General features: G+C 60.5%; 11 protein-coding genes and 3 tRNA genes. 9 read left to right on the top strand and 5 right to left on the bottom strand.

The annotated features are described in order from the left end of the window. Positions 1-251: 251 nt before the first annotated feature. From ilvC to ilvD, 4 genes are all read right to left on the bottom strand, one after another. Entirely contained in the window at positions 252-1,277 is a 1,026-nt protein-coding gene (ilvC, locus tag AB4Z15_RS09950; protein WP_442017130.1) for a ketol-acid reductoisomerase, read from the bottom strand. 99 nt (positions 1,278-1,376) lie between these two features. Further along, entirely contained in the window at positions 1,377-1,889 is a 513-nt protein-coding gene (ilvN, locus tag AB4Z15_RS09945) for an acetolactate synthase small subunit (protein WP_216923893.1), read from the bottom strand. Between the two features lie 2 nt (positions 1,890-1,891). Continuing rightward, on the bottom strand, positions 1,892-3,796 hold the full coding sequence (locus AB4Z15_RS09940; RefSeq protein WP_442003911.1) for an acetolactate synthase large subunit: 1,905 nt from the start codon (positions 3,794-3,796) through the stop codon (positions 1,892-1,894). A gap of 290 nt (positions 3,797-4,086) precedes the next feature. Next, positions 4,087-5,808, bottom strand: coding sequence for a dihydroxy-acid dehydratase (ilvD, locus tag AB4Z15_RS09935; RefSeq protein ID WP_442017129.1), 1,722 nt, complete (start codon positions 5,806-5,808; stop codon positions 4,087-4,089). 231 nt (positions 5,809-6,039) lie between these two features. On the opposite strand from ilvD, the gene AB4Z15_RS09930 reads away from it, so the two are divergent. From AB4Z15_RS09930 to AB4Z15_RS09915, 4 genes are all read left to right on the top strand, one after another. Then, complete coding sequence (locus AB4Z15_RS09930) at positions 6,040-6,996, top strand: sunset domain-containing protein (protein WP_442017128.1); 957 nt, start codon at positions 6,040-6,042, stop codon at positions 6,994-6,996. Positions 6,997-7,067: 71 nt separating this feature from the next. Continuing rightward, a complete protein-coding gene (locus tag AB4Z15_RS09925) occupies positions 7,068-8,213 on the top strand; it encodes a PQQ-dependent sugar dehydrogenase (RefSeq protein WP_442017127.1) in 1,146 nt (381 codons plus the stop codon). 119 nt (positions 8,214-8,332) lie between these two features. Continuing rightward, positions 8,333-8,408: transfer RNA gene (locus tag AB4Z15_RS09920), tRNA-Lys, on the top strand. 194 nt (positions 8,409-8,602) lie between these two features. Then, a tRNA-Lys gene (locus AB4Z15_RS09915) sits at positions 8,603-8,675 on the top strand. A gap of 51 nt (positions 8,676-8,726) precedes the next feature. On the opposite strand, the gene AB4Z15_RS09910 is transcribed toward AB4Z15_RS09915, so the two are convergent. Continuing rightward, the gene (locus AB4Z15_RS09910; protein WP_442003908.1) at positions 8,727-9,185 is read right to left on the bottom strand and encodes a MarR family winged helix-turn-helix transcriptional regulator; all 459 of its coding nucleotides are present in this window, start codon (positions 9,183-9,185) and stop codon (positions 8,727-8,729) included. 85 nt (positions 9,186-9,270) lie between these two features. Between AB4Z15_RS09910 and bcp the strand changes: the two genes are divergently transcribed. From bcp to AB4Z15_RS09885, 5 genes are all read left to right on the top strand, one after another. After that, positions 9,271-9,744 carry a thioredoxin-dependent thiol peroxidase gene (bcp, locus tag AB4Z15_RS09905; protein ID WP_442017126.1) on the top strand — a complete coding sequence of 158 codons (474 nt, stop codon included), beginning with the start codon at positions 9,271-9,273 and terminating at the stop codon, positions 9,742-9,744. Between the two features lie 63 nt (positions 9,745-9,807). Next, positions 9,808-9,889: transfer RNA gene (locus AB4Z15_RS09900), tRNA-Leu, on the top strand. A 243-nt stretch (positions 9,890-10,132) separates the two neighbouring features. Continuing rightward, the gene (locus AB4Z15_RS09895; RefSeq protein WP_442017125.1) at positions 10,133-11,800 is read left to right on the top strand and encodes an ABC transporter substrate-binding protein; all 1,668 of its coding nucleotides are present in this window, start codon (positions 10,133-10,135) and stop codon (positions 11,798-11,800) included. Positions 11,801-11,879: 79 nt separating this feature from the next. Then, positions 11,880-13,385 (top strand): malate:quinone oxidoreductase, encoded by a 1,506-nt coding sequence (locus AB4Z15_RS09890; protein ID WP_442017124.1) that lies wholly within the window; start codon positions 11,880-11,882, stop codon positions 13,383-13,385. Between the two features lie 66 nt (positions 13,386-13,451). Further along, complete coding sequence (locus AB4Z15_RS09885; protein WP_442017123.1) at positions 13,452-16,667, top strand: efflux RND transporter permease subunit; 3,216 nt, start codon at positions 13,452-13,454, stop codon at positions 16,665-16,667. The last annotated feature ends 83 nt before the right edge of the window (positions 16,668-16,750 follow it).

The raw sequence follows: 16,750 nt of genomic DNA, 5'->3' as shown, positions 1-16,750 counted from the left end.
TTGGACAACTTTGGGACAGTACTGGACAAGGAGCGGATGCGGGGGGCCGGACACGACGCCGGACCAGCCCAGAATATCGAACCTGGGCAAGGATTCCGGTGCCGGTGAACGATGTTACGGCCCCGTTGAGGTTGTTGTGAAGAAATTCACAGGACGCTGTGTTGGGAGGAGCGGCTGCGAAACAGCGACGCCCGCCCGGCTTTGTTTGCCGGACGGGCGTCGGTTCAGTGCCCAGGGCACTGGGCAAAAGGTCAGCGGGCTGCGGAGCCTTCGACGTAGTCCTGGTCCTGCTGCTGCCAGGAGAACAAGGAACGCAGTTCGCGACCAACCTCTTCGATCGGGTGCTGCTCTGCCTTGGCACGCAGTTCCTTGAACTCGACGGCGCCGTTGTCCTGGTCCTCGATGAAGCGCTTGGCGAAGGCACCACTCTGGATGTCCGCGAGGACAGCCTTCATGTTTTCCTTCACCTCGGGAGTGATGACGCGGGGGCCGGAAACGTAGTCGCCGTACTCTGCGGTGTCGGAGACGCTCCAGCGCTGCTTGGCGATGCCACCTTCCCACATGAGGTCAACGATGAGCTTGAGCTCGTGAAGGACCTCGAAGTAGGCGATCTGCGGCTGGTAGCCGGCTTCGGTGAGGGTTTCGAAGCCGTACTGGACCAGCTGGGAAACGCCGCCACAAAGGACGGACTGCTCGCCGAAGAGGTCCGTTTCGGTCTCTTCGGTGAAGGTGGTCTTGATGACGCCGGCGCGCGTGCCACCGATTGCCTTGGCGTAGGACTTGGCCAACTCCCAAGCGGAACCGGATGCGTCCTGCTCAACAGCGATGATGTCCGGGATGCCTCGGCCGGCTTCGAATTCGCGGCGCACGGTGTGGCCCGGAGCCTTCGGAGCGATCAGGATGACGTCGACGCCTGCGGGCGGCTCGATGTAGCCGAAGCGGATGTTGAAGCCGTGGGCGAAGGCGAGTGCCTTGCCTTCGGTCAGCTTGTCCTTGATGGAGTCGTTGTAGATCGCGCGCTGGTGCTGGTCCGGCGCAAGGATCATGATGACATCGGCCCATTCAGCGGCGTCGGCAACGTTCTTGACCGTGAAGCCTGCGTCCTCTGCCTTGGCGGTCGACTTCGACCCTTCCTTCAGCGCGATAACAACCTCGACGCCGGAATCGCGCAGGTTCAGTGCGTGCGCGTGGCCCTGGGAACCGTAGCCGACGATGGCAACCTTGCGGCCCTGGATGATCGACAGGTCTGCATCGTCGTCGTAGAACATTTCAGTCACTTGCGTAACTCCTCTTGAGTGGTTTCTGGATATGATGTGGTGCTGCGGTACTGGACGCAACGCTCGGCATGGCATGCTAACGCAGGCCTTGCCTGTTTCCTACGCGGAGCGGAGCGCCCTGTCACTCATGGAGCGGGATCCCCGTCCAACGGCCAGGGTGCCGGACTGCACGATTTCACGGATGCCGAATGGCTCGAGCACTGAGAGCAGTGCAGCGAGCTTCTCGGGGGTACCGGTTGCCTCGATCACCAACGAGTCTGTAGACACGTCGACGACGGCGGCACGGAACAGGTCTGCAGCTTGGGTTACCTGCAGGCGTGTCGCGGCATCCGCACGTACCTTGACCAGGATGTGGTCGCGTTGTACGGAAGATTCGGAAGTCAGTTCAACGATCTTGATCACGTTGATCAACTTGTTGAGCTGCTTGGTGACCTGCTCGATGAGGTCGCCGTCGGCATCGACGACGACTGTCATGCGGGACATGCCGGGAACTTCAGTGGGTCCCACGGCCAGTGAATTGATGTTGAACGCGCGCCGGGCGAAGAGGCTGGCTACGCGGGTCAGCACGCCGGGCTTGTCTTCGACCAGAACGGACAGTGTGTGGCGGCTCATGCCTAGTCCTCCTCTTCCCATTCCGGGGTCATATTGCGGGCAACCTGGATTTGGTCATTGCTGACACCTGCGGGGACCATCGGCCACACCATCGAGTTGGGGCTGACGACGAAGTCGATCACGACAGGACGGTCATTGATTTCCAGTGCCTTTTGGATGGTGGCATCGATGTCTTCGTCCCGCTCACAACGCAGTGCAGCACAACCATATGCATCTGCCAGCTTGACGAAGTCCGGAATGCGGACGGTGTCGTGGCCGGTGTTCAGATCGGTGTTCGAGTAGCGGCCTTCGTAGAACAGTGTCTGCCATTGGCGGACCATGCCCAGCGAGGAGTTGTTGATGATAGCGACCTTGATCGGGATGTTGTTGATGGCGCAGGTGGCCAGTTCCTGATTGGTCATCTGGAAGCAGCCGTCACCGTCAATGGCCCAGACCACACGGTCCGGCTCACCAACCTTGGCACCCATTGCTGCCGGAACCGAGTATCCCATGGTTCCGGCTCCACCGGAGTTCAGCCAGGCGTGGGGACGCTCATACTTGATGAATTGCGCAGCCCACATCTGGTGCTGGCCAACGCCGGCCACATAGATACCTTCCGGACCTGTGAGCTCGCCAATGCGCTTGATCACGCGCTGCGGTGCCGTCAGTCCATCCTCGGGCTCAGTCCAACCCAAGGGGTAGGTGTCGCGCAGATTGCCCAGGAACGCCCACCATGAGTCCAGATCCGGTGCGCCGCTGAGCTCGAACTGCGTCTTCACGGCCTCAGTCAGTTCCGGGATGATCTCCTTCACGGAACCGACAATCGGGACATCGGCCGTCCGGTTCTTGGAGATCTCCGCCGGATCGATGTCCGCGTGGATCACCTTGGCAAAAGGAGCGAAGGTCTTCAACACACCGGTGACGCGGTCATCGAACCTGGCGCCGAGGGTGATGAGGAGGTCTGCCTGCTGCAGGGCGGTAACCGCAGATACCGAACCGTGCATGCCCGGCATTCCAACGTGGAGGGGATGCGAGTCCGGGAAGGCGCCGCGGGCCATCAGCGTAGTGACTACCGGCGCTCCGGTTGCCAGGGCCAATTCCATGAGTTCGGCAGAGGCATGTCCCTTGACCACACCGCCACCCACATAGAGAACGGGCTTGCGGGAGGCTGCGATCAGCTTGGCAGCTTCACGGACCTGCTTGCTGTGGCCACGGACCACAGGACGGTAGCCCGGCAAGTCAACCTTCGGCGGCCAAGAGAAGGTCATCTGGCCTACCTGGGCATCCTTGGCAATATCTACCAGGACGGGTCCCGGGCGGCCGGTAGAAGCAAGGTGGAAGGCTTCGGCCATGACATGCGGGATGTCGTTGGGATCGGTTACCAGGAAGGAGTGCTTGGTGATGGGCATGGTGATGCCCACGATGTCCGCTTCCTGGAACGCGTCCGTACCAATGACGCCACTGGCGACCTGGCCGGTAATGGCTACCATCGGCACGGAGTCCATATGGGCGTCCATGATGGCGGTAACGAGGTTGGTGGCACCGGGTCCCGAGGTGGCGATGCAAACGCCAACCCGTCCGGTAACCATGGCGTAGCCTTGCGCGGCGTGGCCGGCTCCCTGTTCGTGACGGACCAGGATGTGATTCATGCTGGAGGCCATCAAGGGGTCGTAGGTGGGCAGGATCGCGCCACCGGGCAAACCGAAAATATCGTCCACGCCGAGTTCTTCGAGCGAACGGACAATTGCTTGCGAGCCGGTCATCACCGTTGGGGGTACAACGTTGTTCGGCCCAAGTACAGGAGAGAGAGGTGCAGCAGTGTCGACGACGACGGCCTCAGCCGTTCGGTCGACCTTTTCCGGAGCCTTTGGGGCTCCAGCGGACTTTGCAGCCATCAGCGAGGGGCTGATCGGCGATCCTTTGCTCATCGGACTCTTCCTTAGTGGATCTTCAGTTGATGGGTCTTGCTTCGGGGAATAAAAAAACCCCTCAGCCTTGCGGCTTTTCGAGGGGTTGCGCGTGACAGTTCGTTACCAGTCGGGCTAAGCCACGCGCTTGGTAAGTACGACGACGCCGACGGTAACGAATGAGATCATGCGTTCAGTGTTCCCTCTAAGTGAGATACGTGTCAATTGACCATCATCGTATCTCACCATATGGACAGGGCTGTCCGCCTGCCGGACTCCCCTGCCAAGGCCGGGGAGTCCGGGGTCCGGCATCAGCCGCAGTAAGCGCCGGTCGAGGCGCTGTGGACCAGCTTTGCGTACTTGGCCAAAACACCCTTGGTGAACTTCGCTGGAAGGGGCTCCCAGCCAACCTTGCGGGCTTCAAGCTCAGCTTCCTCCACCAGGAGGTCGAATGAACGTGCCCCGATGTCCACCCGGATGCGGTCACCGTCCTGGACGAAGGCGATGGGACCGCCGTCGACCGCTTCAGGCGCAACGTGGCCGATGCACAAACCGGTGGTCCCGCCGGAGAAGCGGCCATCGGTCAGCAGCAGCACATCCTTGCCCAGTCCAGCGCCCTTGATGGCACCGGTGATCGCAAGCATTTCGCGCATGCCGGGACCACCCTTGGGTCCTTCATAGCGGATAACCACAACGTCGCCCTTGTGGATCTCGCCATTGTCCAGTGCGTTGAGGGCCCCTTGCTCGCGCTCAAAGACGCGGGCTGTGCCCTCAAAGACGTCGGCGTCGAAGCCGGCGCTCTTCACCACGGCCCCTTCCGGAGCCATGGTGCCGTGGAGGATGGTGATACCACCGGTCTTGTGGATGGGGTTGTCCAGTGCCCGAAGGATCTTTCCGTCAAGGTCCGGCGGGTTGATATAGGCAAGGTTCTCAGCAAGCGTCTTGCCGGTGACGGTAAGGCAGTCGCCGTGCAGCAGCCCGGCGTCGAGAAGTGCCTTCATGATGACCGGCACGCCGCCAATCTTGTCCACATCAGTCATGACGTAGCGGCCGAAGGGCTTTAGGTCACCGAGGTGCGGGATTTTGTCGCCAATGCGGTTGAAATCGTCCAACGTCAGTTCCACCTCGGCTTCGCGGGCAATGGCTAGCAAGTGCAGGACTGCGTTGGTGGATCCGCCGAACGCCATGGTGACCGCGATGGCATTTTCGAACGCCTTCTTGGTCATGATGTCGCGGGCGGTGATTCCGAGGCGAAGGAGGTTCACCACAGCTTCGCCGGACTTGCGTGCAAAGTCATCACGACGGCGGTCTGCCGAGGGCGGAGCGGCCGAACCCGGGAGTGACATGCCCAGCGCCTCGCCAATGCAGGCCATGGTGTTGGCCGTGTACATCCCGCCACAGGCGCCTTCGCCCGGGCAAATTGCCTTCTCGATACGGGTGAGGTCCTCCACGCTCATCTTGCCGGCGGCACAGGCGCCGACGGCCTCGAAGGCGTCAATCAGAGTGACTTCCTTCTCGGAGCCATCCTCAAGCTTGACCCAGCCGGGCATGATGGAGCCTGCATAGAGGAATACGCTGGCCAGGTCCAGGCGGGCAGCAGCCATGAGCATGCCTGGAAGGGATTTGTCGCAGCCAGCCAGGAGCACCGAGCCATCAATGCGCTCGGCCTGCATCACGGTTTCCACGGAATCGGCAATGACCTCGCGGGAAACGAGCGAGAAGTGCATGCCCTCGTGGCCCATGGAAATACCGTCCGAGACGGAGATGGTGCCGAACTGCATGGGGAATCCGCCACCGGCGTGGACGCCTTCCTTAGCGCCCTGCGCAAGTCGGTTGAGGGAAAGGTTGCAGGGCGTAATTTCATTCCACGAACTGGCGACACCAATTTGCGGTTTGGCGAAGTCGTCATCCCCCATCCCCACCGCACGGAACATGCCACGCGCGGGCGCGGCGTGAATTCCGTCGGTTACGACCCTGCTGCGGGGCTTGATGTCCGGTTTGGTATCTGTCGCAATTTGGGTGGCGTCGCTCATGGTCCAAAGTCTATGTGTCCACGGCAGCGGCCCACGACGTAATCCTTCCGGGTTAAGCACGAAGGTAAGAATATTTCCTCGTCAGCGCTGAAAACCTGAGCCCCTTTTCATGGGATCACCAACTCCATCACAACCCAGGTTGGACGGCCCCTAAACGCTGGACACCCCATTAGCAGCCACGTAACGTCGGAAATACCACTAACTGCACCCTGTGAGCAGAAGGGCTTCACCATGGACTGGTTGATTTGGGTCATTGTAATTGTGCTGATCGTCGCGATTGTTTGGTGGCTCCTGAGCCGCAACAGCGCCAGGAATTCCTCACCTGCACCATTGGGCACTGCCCCTGGCACCGGGACTCCCGGACGGACAGGCACTGCCGCACCAGCTGCCATGGAACCCAGCGACACGATGTCGATGCCCGATACAGCCGCGGCGGTGGCTGGCGTAGCGGGCCTGGCTGGGGTTACGAATATGGGGAAGGCAGCGGCTGAGGGCAGCGGCCCCGTCGAATCCAGCATGGAATCACGCGTCGAAACCGAAGCTCAGGCTGGACCGCCCGTGGACGAGCCTGTCATTGAAACGCCCGAGGTCGACGAGCCAGTGGTCGATGAACCAGTGGTGGACACCGATGCACAGGTCACTGCCGGTGATGTCGATGACTGGGAGGCTGCCGGAACGCCAGCATCTGAACCCCTGGCGGCCGAGCCTGCGATTTCTGAGCCAGCGGCTTCCGGATCCGGGGACGGAGTGACAGCGGATGACGTGACGCGCGCAGATGACACGCCAAAGGTGGAGGAGTCAGCGGACACCAACGCAGCAGACAAAGCTGAGTGGGAATCCTCGTGGACTGACGCAGGCGGCACTGCGATCCACCATCACGAATACACGAATGCACACTCAGCCACCCTCGCCGGCGCCGAGACCGCGGCTGCTGAAATGGACGACGAAGATTCAATGACACCAACGGGCCATCTCGCCGCTGAACATCCATATGGGGTTGGCTCAGCCAGCGCCGCAGCAGACGGCAGCGGCCCCGAGGGCTACCCGGTGAAGGCCGACGCTTCAACCATGACCTATCACGATGAAGATACCCCCGGCTATGACGAAGCCACCGCGGATGTGTGGTTTGAATCGGCCGCACATGCGGAAGCGGCCGGGTTCCGCCCTCCCCCAAGGAACAGGCACTAAACGGAACAAGCGATATGGGCAGAGGTGCAGTAAGAGCTGACGGCCGACCCGCCACCGGTTTCTGCTGGTTGATGCCCGCCCGGACTGCGGTCAGGCTTCTGGCCGCTCTTTTACTGGCGGCCCTGTCAGCGGCTTGTACGGGTAGTCCGTCGTCGCCAGGTTCGGCCGCCACGCCTGAGGGCTCCATCAGTTCCAGTGTCCCCGTATCGCCAGGGACGGGCCCTGCATCGGAGTCAGCGCCGCCTGCTGTCCCACGAAAACTGGAGGTACAGCAAAAGCTCGACGCCGGCCTGGAGCTGCCTTGGTCCATCGTCTTCCTGCCGGACGGCACAGCCATCGTGTCGGAACGCGATTCGGCCCAGGTCAAGAGCATCCGCGACGGCCGGACAACAACCATCGGCGAGGTTGCCGGCGTCGAACCTGGTGGTGAAGGTGGGCTTCTGGGCCTTGCCCTGTCTCCTGCCTTCGCCAGCGACCGATGGCTTTACGCCTATTTCACGTCAGCCACCGACAACCGGATCGCCAGAATGCACTTGTCGGAAGAGCCGGGAGGCGCTTTGAGGCTTGGCGGCCCTGAGGTGGTCTTTTCCGGCATATCAAAGGCTTCTACCCATAACGGTGGCCGGATCCGTTTTGGCCCTGACGGATTCCTGTATGTGGGCACCGGCGATTCGCAGCGCCGGGAACAGCCACAGGATACACACGCCTTGGGTGGAAAGATCCTGCGGCTGACTCCCGAAGGACGCCCCGCTCCGGGCAACCCGTTCGGTGAAAACCCTGTCTATAGCTATGGACACCGGAATGTTCAGGGCTTGGCGTGGGACAACGAAGGAAGGTTGTGGGCCAGCGAGTTTGGTCCGGACGTGGATGACGAACTAAACCTCATTACCCCTGGCGGCAACTATGGTTGGCCCACAGTGACAGGAGCCCCCGGCCGCAGCGGGTTCATCGACGCCAAAGTTGTTTGGCCTTCAACCTCCGATGCATCGCCCAGCGGATTGGAAATTGCCGACGGCGTGGCCTACACCGGAGCCCTTCGCGGCCAACGGCTTTGGGCCATCCCGCTCAACGGCAACAAGGCGGGTTCACCTGTGGCTTACTTCACAGGCGAGTATGGTCGGCTGAGGGATGTCGCCAAGGCTCCCGACGGGTCGTTGTGGGTCCTCAGCAACAACAGAAACCCTGATTTTGCGCTGATTTTGAGGCGCTCTTCGTGAACCCAGGACCCTTGGCGCCGCCGATTTCCCTCATCCGCCGAAGTCGTGTAGAGTTACATGTCGTTGCGGAGATCGCCGAGGGAACAAAAGCCCCCGGGTTTGGGTCGAAATCAACAGCTGCACCTCTAGCTCAACTGGCAGAGCAATTGACTCTTAATCAATGGGTTCCGGGTTCGAGTCCCGGGGGGTGCACCAACGAAAGGCCCTGGAGTGATATTCACTCCAGGGCCTTTTTTCGTTGCCTTGTTCCGCTCGAACACTGCTCTTCGTGGAATGCATCACGCCGGGATAATTCTGGTTAGCCGCCGTCAAAAAGTGGTGTAGAGTTATTTGTCGTTGCGGACGTCAATGGAGAATATGACTCCTTCGTATTGACCGAAACAATAGCTGCACCTCTAGCTCAACTGGCAGAGCAATTGACTCTTAATCAATGGGTTCCGGGTTCGAGTCCCGGGGGGTGCACAGAATAGGAAAGGCTCCGGATCGTTGCTACGATCCGGAGCCTTTTCTTATTCAAGCCTGAGGGTTGGCGTCCCCCGCTGGGCGGTCGAGCGCAGGCATTCCGGCAAGTCCCCGGACGACGATCTTGAGTTCGTCGCGCAGCCGGGCGGTGTCGACCTGAACCAGTGCGAGCACGTCCTGCTCAAGCCGCACTGCTTCGGCCAAAGCTGCGGATCCGGCGTCCGTGAGCGTCACAACGTGACTGCGACGATCCGAGTCGCTGCGCTGGCGACTCACATGACCGTGCAGTTCGAGCCTTGAAAGGGTAGTGCCCATGGTCTGCGCCTTGACCCTGGCAACTTCAGCCAAAGCCGCCTGCGTAATGGGCCCTTTCGCAGCAAGGACTTCCATGGCGATCACGCCGGCATGTGTCAGTCCGATGTTCTTCAATTTTTCATTCCACGAGATTTCCACGAGTCGCGCAGCCGTTGAAAGCAATCGCGTGGTGGGCCATCTCTCCATATCTGGCATGCCGACAGTATATGCGCGTGGCAGCTGTTGCCGTTGATTCTGGCCACTAAACTGGGGAGTCGCGAACGCTAGCAAGGAGCAAATTATGGTGGAACGTCTTATTCAAGGTGATGCAGCCCCGGACTTCACACTTCAAGACCAAGATGGCAACGACGTCAGTCTTTCGGACTTCCGAGGACGGAAGACCATCGTCTACTTTTATCCGGCGGCATCTACGCCCGGCTGTACCAAAGAGGCTTGTGATTTCCGGGATAGCCTCGCGTCCCTGCAGGCTTCGGGTTATGAAGTAGTAGGAGTCTCTCCGGATTCAGTCAAGGCACTGGCCAAGTTTGCGGCGGAAGAACAACTGACGTTCCGCATACTCTCGGACGAAGATCATTCGGTGGCCGAGGCCTATGGCGCCTGGGGCGAGAAAAAGAACTATGGCCGCACCTACATGGGCCTGATCCGTTCCACGATCGTGGTTGACCCGGACGGAAAGGTCCACCTGGCCCAGTACAACGTCAGAGCCACAGGGCACGTCGCCAAGCTTCGCCGCGACCTCAAACTCGACAAGTAGCGGGTACACTGGAGGCCGGAAGAAGGCTACGGTCAGCCCATAGGGCAGCCCAGTGGCCAGCCAGCGCGAGTGGTGAAATTGGCAGACACGCAGGATTTAGGTTCCTGTGCCTTCGGGCGTGGGGGTTCAAGTCCCCCCTTGCGCACAGCAGTTGGAACAACAGCAGTTGGAGCAACACGGCCGCAACACAGTGGTGAAGAACCACGGATTCTTCAAACACCCCCGGTTCACTGAGCATTTCATTCGGACCGGGGGTGTTCTTTCCTCAAGCAGACGGGGACTATGCCCCGCAACGCGCCCGAACCGGCACCGGGGGCGTTCAACTAGACTGGAATGCGGTCTGGCCGAAGCCGGCCACAGCACTTCCGACCGGCTTGAGGGGACAAGAGTGGCAAGCAGCAAGATACGGCGGCTGGGAATACCGTTCACGGCAGTCCTGCTGATTTTGGGACTGGCATCATGTACCGGAACGCCGGGGCCCGCAGCGTCATCATCGGCAAGCAGCACGGCAGCTGCGGAGCCGACGGCTACCTTCAATTTCGGTACAGCATCCATGCCGCTGGGGCTCGACCCTGCGATGACAGCGGATTCGGAGTCATACCGTGTGACCCGCCAGGTCCTTGAGGGACTTGTAGGCGTGGACGGCACCACCGGGCAGACTACCCCGCTGCTCGCCACGGAATGGAAAGACAGCAACAACGGGCTGAGCTACGACTTCAAGCTCCGTGAAAAAGTGACTTTCCATGATGGAACTCCGTTCGATGCCGCCGCCGTTTGCGCCAACTTCAACCGCTGGTTTACGTTTCCCGCCGACCTCAGGAAACAAGCGCCCGGGATCTCTTTCCAAAACGTCTTCAAGGCCTATTCGGACGAGCCAGTGTTTTCGATCTTCAAGGACTGCAAGGTTGTTTCCGCCAGCAACGTCCGGATCAACCTCACCCGACCCTTCACTGGTTTCCTGCAGGCCCTGACGCTGCCCGCCTTTGCGATCTCCTCGCCCACCGCCCTTGAAGGGCAGAAGGCCAACGTCCTGGACAAGGTGCAAAATGGCCAGGCGGTGTCCGCCTACGCCAGCCATCCGGTGGGGACAGGTCCTTACGCATTCACGGCCTGGGACGAACACAAGATCACGTTGGCCAGCTACAAGGGCTACTGGGGCAACAGGGGCCAAATCGGCGTTATCAACTTCATTCCTTACGACCACGCAGAAACGCGCCAGCAAGCGCTCCTTGACGGCAAGATCGACGCCTACGATCTCGTGACGTCCGGAACCTTTGATCAACTTGTCAAAAAGGGTGTCCAGATCATCCAGCGTGACCCGTTCTCGGTGATGTACCTCGGTATGAACCAAGCGGTTGCGCCGTTGGACAAGCTGGAGGTCCGCCAGGCCATCGAGATGGCTATTGATAAGGAATCACTGATCCGCAGGTTCTTCATCGACAATACGGCGCAAGCTTCACAATTTGTTCCCCCGAAGCTCAGTGGTTTCAACAACAACGCCCCTTCTTTGGGATACAACCCTGAGAAGGCCAAGGAGCTTCTGGAGAAGGCCGGCTACAAGGGCGAGGAACTGAAGTTCTACTATCCGCTGAACGCCACTCGGGCTTATATGCCCACACCAGAGAAGATCTACGCCGAGATCAGCCGCCAACTGGTTGCCGTAGGAATCAACATCAAGCCGGTTCCCGTGGACTGGGAGGATGGCTATCTTCAAAAGGTGCAGTCCCCTGGCGACCACGCCCTGCACCTCCTGGGCTGGAATGGCTCCTATGCCGATGCTGACAACTTCCTGGGCCCGCTTTTCGGAGAGCCCAGGGGCGAGTTCGGATACACGGATTCGGAAGTCTTCCACAAGATCGAGCGAGCCCGCGCCCTGCCCAACGGCGATGACCGCAACACCCAGTACCAGTCCATCAATGCCGAGATAGCGGCGTCGGTACCGGCCGTGCCCATAGCCTTCCCTATCTCTGCGCTGGCCCTGTCCGACAAGGTGGAAAGCTACCCCGCTTCACCTGTCCTCAACGAAGTTTTCACAAACGTCCGCTTAAAGCCTTGACGATTCCCTGCAATTTCAGTATTGCGTCTGCGCGGGGATATTCTGTGACAGCCAGTGCCGCCGCTAACGGAGATTGATCGTGACCTTCATTTCCAAGACTCAACATGCCGACGTCGTCCTTATTGGCGGCGGAATCATGAGTGCCACCCTTGGTGCGTTCATCAAGCAACTCGAACCCACCTGGACCATCTCCCTCTTTGAACGACTCGACGAAGCGGGAATCGAAAGCTCCGGACCATGGAACAACGCCGGCACCGGACATGCTGCGCTGTGTGAGCTTAACTACTCCCCCGCGGCCAAGGACGGCTCCGTGGATCCTTCCAAGGCCATCCACATCAATGAGCAGTTTCAGCTTTCGCGCCAGTTCTGGTCCTATCTGGTGGACAGCAATGTCATTGGCTCCCCCAAGGGCTTCATCAACACTGTTCCGCACATGAGCTTCGTCATCGGCGATGATCACGCGAACTTCCTGAAGACCCGGTACGAGGCCCTCAAGCCCAACACGCTGTTCCGCAGCATGGAATACACCGAGGACCAGGACAAGATCGCCAAGTGGGCGCCCCTCATCGTCAAGGGCCGGGACCGCAAGCAGCGCGTTGCCGCCACCCGCGCGGCGGAAGGCACCGACGTCGATTTCGGCGCACTGACCCGCGAACTGACCGGCTATCTGCGGAACACTGGCGCCGAGGTCAACTTTGGTCACGACGTCACCAACATCCATCGTGCATCAGGCGGCGGTTGGGATCTTTCCCTCAAACACCCCAAGTCGGGTGAGCACGGCCGCATCCACGCCAAGTTCGTCTTCGTAGGAGCCGGCGGTGGAGCACTCCACCTGCTTCAGGCCTCGGGCATTCCGGAAAGCAAGGGCTACGGCGGATTCCCCGTATCCGGCCAGTTCTTCCGCTGCACCGACGACTCCATCACCTCGCAGCACAGCGCCAAGGTCTATGGCCAGGCTTCCGTTGGCGCCCCACCCATGTCCGTCCCCCACTTGGACACCCGGTTTGTTGAAGGCAAGCGTTCCCTCCTCTTTGGCCCGTACGCTGGTTTCTCCACGAACTTCCTGAAAACCTCCAGCTACCTTGACCTCCCGCTGTCCATCCGCCCGGGAAACATTATTCCGATGCTGGCGGTGGCCAAGGACAACATGGACCTCACGGCGTACCTCATCAAAGAGGTGGCCAAGCGCCACGAGGCGAAGGTGGAGTCCTTGCGTGAGTACTATCCCGAGGCCGTTGGCGATGATTGGGAGCTGATCACTGCAGGCCAGCGTGTCCAGATCATCAAGAAGCACCCGCAAAAGGGCGGCATCCTGCAGTTCGGTACTGAGGTCATCGCGTCCCGCGACGGTTCCATCGGCGCCCTTCTGGGTGCGTCTCCGGGAGCTTCCACTGCTGTTCCGATCATGATTGAACTGCTGCAGAAGACGTTCCCCAAGAACTTCAAGGGTTGGCAGTCCAAGCTCAAGGACATGATGCCGGGCTATGGCGTGAAGCTTAACGAGAACCCTGAGCTTGCCGCCGAGCTTGAGGCAAGCACTGCACGGTCATTGCAACTTGAAGTGGCCAACGCCCTCCAGGGCTAAGCCGGCCGGGGCTGCGGCCGGGTTCCCGTCAGCCGAATTGTTCCGTAGATCTCAGGAGACTATGCAATGTTCCGTCTGGCCACTTTGTCCCTGGGAAACCGTGCCCTGATCGCGCTGATCACCGTCTTTGCGGCGGTGTTCGGCGTGATCACCATGGGCTCGCTCAAGCAGGAACTTATTCCCTCGATCGAGTTCCCGCAGATCACAGTTATCACGTCCATGCCCGGCGCTTCTCCCGAAGTAGTGGACAAGCAGCTGAGCAGGCCCCTTGAGACGGCCCTGAACAGCGTCGAGGGACTTGAGTCCACCACCTCCACATCCCGCAACGGTGTTTCGCAGATCACCATGGTGTTCACGTACGGCTCCAACCTTGACCGTGCACGGAACCAGATCGACCGCGCGATTTCCAACGCCAAACGCGTGCTTCCGGCCGACGTCGAGCCGCAATCCATTGCCGGCAACATCAGCGACTTTCCCATCGTGTTCCTGGCTGTCTCCTCTGACAAACCACTCAGCGAACTCAATGCCGACCTCCAGCGCTTGAGCGTTCCCCGACTGCAAAAGATCGACGGCGTCCGCGGCGCCGATCTGACTGGCGGCTCCAAGCAGCACATCCTGATCCAGCCCCGTCCTGCCGATCTCGCGGCGAAGGGTGCGTCCATCCAGTCGATCAGCAGCGCACTGAAGAACAACGGCACGCTGGTTCCTGTGGGCACCTTAGAGGACCAGGGCAAAACCCTATCCCTGCAACTGGGCAGCCCGGTTGATTCCCTTGAAGTCATCAAGGGCTTGCCGATATCGGGCGCAAAAGATTCCGCCACCATCGGAACTGTTGCCGACGTCAGCATCGAAGACGACCCTGCCACATCCATCACGCGCACAAATGGCAAGCCAACACTTGCGCTGTCAGTCACCAAGAAGCCCGAAGGCGACACTGTGGCGATTTCGCATGCGGTGCGGGATGCGCTTGCGCCGATGGAGGCGGAGCTGGGGAACAACGCTGCGTTCACGCCCGTCTTCGACCAGGCTCCTTTTATAGAGAAGTCCATCAAGGACCTCACTACTGAAGGGCTCCTGGGCCTGGGATTTGCCGTCGCTGTCATCCTGGTCTTCCTGATGTCCGTACGGTCCACGCTGGTTACGGCCGTGTCCATCCCCCTTTCCCTCCTGATCACGTTCATTGGCATTTCCGCCACGGGCTACTCGTTGAACATCCTCACTCTTGGTGCGCTCACCATCGCCATTGGCCGGGTCGTTGATGATTCGATCGTGGTGATTGAGAACATCAAGCGCCATTTGAGTTATGGCGAGCACAAGCTGGCCGCCATCTTGACGTCCATCCGGGAAGTTGCCGGCGCCATCACTGCGTCCACGTTGACCACCGTGGCCGTTTTCCTGCCCATCGCGTTCGTGGGCGATCTGGCAGGTGAGTTGTTCCGGCCCTTTGCGCTGACGGTAACCATCGCCCTGTTGTCATCCTTGCTGGTTTCCCTCACGATCGTTCCCGTCCTGGCTTACTGGTTCCTTCCTTCGCCTCGGCCAGATGCCGAATCAGCAATGACGCGCAGGGAGGCTGCAGCGAAGGCCCGGGAGGCCGAACAGCGGAGTCGGCTCCAGCGAGGTTACTTACCTATCCTCGCGAAGACGCAGAAGCACCCTGTCCTCACCTTGTCTGCGGCGGCCTTGGTGCTGGTGGCAACGCTCGCGGTGTCGCCGCTGCTTGCCACAGACCTGCTGGGGAGATCCGGCGAGAACAGCATGACAGTGCGTCAGGTCCTTCCGGCAGGAACGAGCCTGGAGGCTACCAGCGCTGAAGCCACCAAGGTGGAGGACATGCTCCGAGGCATGGAGGGCATCAAAGACGTCCAGGTGACCTCTGGTAACGCCCAGTCTGGCTTCGCCGCGCTAACGTCAACTGGCTCCTCCAACTCGACCTTCACGATCGTTACGGACGAGAAAGCGAACCAGAAGAAGCTTCAGGATGATGTCCGCTCCAAGCTCCAGGGCGCCGCAGGCAAGATCAGTGTGGGTTCGCAGCAGGGCGGATTTGGCACATCATCCACCGTGGACATCACCATCAAGGCCGCAAACTCGGCTGATCTTCAGTCTGCAAGTGACGCCATGGTAAAGGCGATGCAGGACGTTCCCGGCAGCACCGAGGTGTCCACCAACCTCGCCGCGAACCAGTCCGTAGTCCAGGTGCGCGTGGATCGGGCGAAGGCAGTGGCAGCCGGACTGACGGAGGAACAAGTGGGTGCCTTCCTGGCATCGACAGTCAGCCCGGTCCCCGCAGGGACAGTACGCATCGAGACCAACGACTACCCCGTCCAAATTGGAAAAGGGACACGCTTCACCAGCATCACCTCAGTCCGGGCACTGCCACTCCCGACGGCGCGTGGTCCCGTGACGCTGGAGAGTATCGCCACCGTCGAACAAGTCGATGCGCCTGTGTCCATCACGAGCAGCAACGGCCAGCGGACCGCGAAGGTAACCGTGACGCCCTCGGGTTCCAATCTGGGCAGCGTCAGCACCGAAGTGCAGAAGCGGTTGGCGTCCGTTGAGCTGCCTGCCGGCGTAACGGCCGCCATTGGTGGTGCTACGACGCAGCAAGCGGAGTCCTTCCGTCAGCTTGGCTTGGCTCTCCTGGCTGCGATCGCGATCGTCTACGTGATCATGGTGGCTGCCTTCAAATCGTTGGTGCAGCCGTTGATCCTCCTGGTTTCTGTTCCCTTCGCCGCGACAGGCGCTGTGGGCTTGCTATTGGCGACGGGCGTTCCCCTGGGGTTGCCATCGCTGATTGGCATGCTGATGCTGGTTGGCATCGTGGTCACCAACGCAATCGTTCTGATCGACCTCATCAACCAGTACCGCAAACCACACAACGGCACACCGGGCATGAGCGTGGCCGATGCCATCACCCACGGCGCCCGCCAACGCCTGCGACCCATCCTGATGACGGCATTGGCCACAGTGTTCGCGCTGACCCCTATGGCCCTGGGCCTCACCGGTGGCGGAGGGTTCATTTCGCAGCCGCTGGCAATCGTCGTGATCGGTGGCCTGGTGTCTTCAACGGCGCTGACACTCATCCTGGTCCCCGTCCTTTACAAACTGGTGGAAGGACGCCGGGAGAAAAAACAACTCCTGAAGCAGCTGCAGCACCGCCCCGAAGTCACGCCGGATACGGGAAATGGCGGGAACGGCCACGACGACTTCGTCGACTGGACCACCGGCATGGTGCCCCGGATTACGGGACGCCGGGCGGCGAACAACCCCGCGGAGTAGAGCCGCATCAGCAGCCAACAGGGCCGGGAACAATTCCCGGCCCTGCCCTGTTACAGGAACTGATACATGCAAATGCATCTAGT

Origin of the sequence: Paenarthrobacter sp. 2TAF44 (assembly GCF_052114885.1) — a bacterium.
GTDB lineage: Bacteria > Actinomycetota > Actinomycetes > Actinomycetales > Micrococcaceae > Arthrobacter.
Note: the sequence above shows the minus strand (reverse complement) of the source record. Positions and strands in the feature narration are given on the sequence as shown.

Coding starts and splice junctions, on each gene's coding strand:
- bcp (WP_442017126.1), top strand. CDS start 9,271: ATGGTGGAACGTCTTATTCAAGGTGATGCAGCCCCGGACTTCACACTT.
- AB4Z15_RS09940 (WP_442003911.1), bottom strand. CDS start 3,796: ATGAGCAAAGGATCGCCGATCAGCCCCTCGCTGATGGCTGCAAAGTCC.
- AB4Z15_RS09925 (WP_442017127.1), top strand. CDS start 7,068: ATGCCCGCCCGGACTGCGGTCAGGCTTCTGGCCGCTCTTTTACTGGCG.
- AB4Z15_RS09910 (WP_442003908.1), bottom strand. CDS start 9,185: ATGCCAGATATGGAGAGATGGCCCACCACGCGATTGCTTTCAACGGCT.
- AB4Z15_RS09885 (WP_442017123.1), top strand. CDS start 13,452: ATGTTCCGTCTGGCCACTTTGTCCCTGGGAAACCGTGCCCTGATCGCG.
- ilvD (WP_442017129.1), bottom strand. CDS start 5,808: ATGAGCGACGCCACCCAAATTGCGACAGATACCAAACCGGACATCAAG.
- AB4Z15_RS09930 (WP_442017128.1), top strand. CDS start 6,040: ATGGACTGGTTGATTTGGGTCATTGTAATTGTGCTGATCGTCGCGATT.
- ilvN (WP_216923893.1), bottom strand. CDS start 1,889: ATGAGCCGCCACACACTGTCCGTTCTGGTCGAAGACAAGCCCGGCGTG.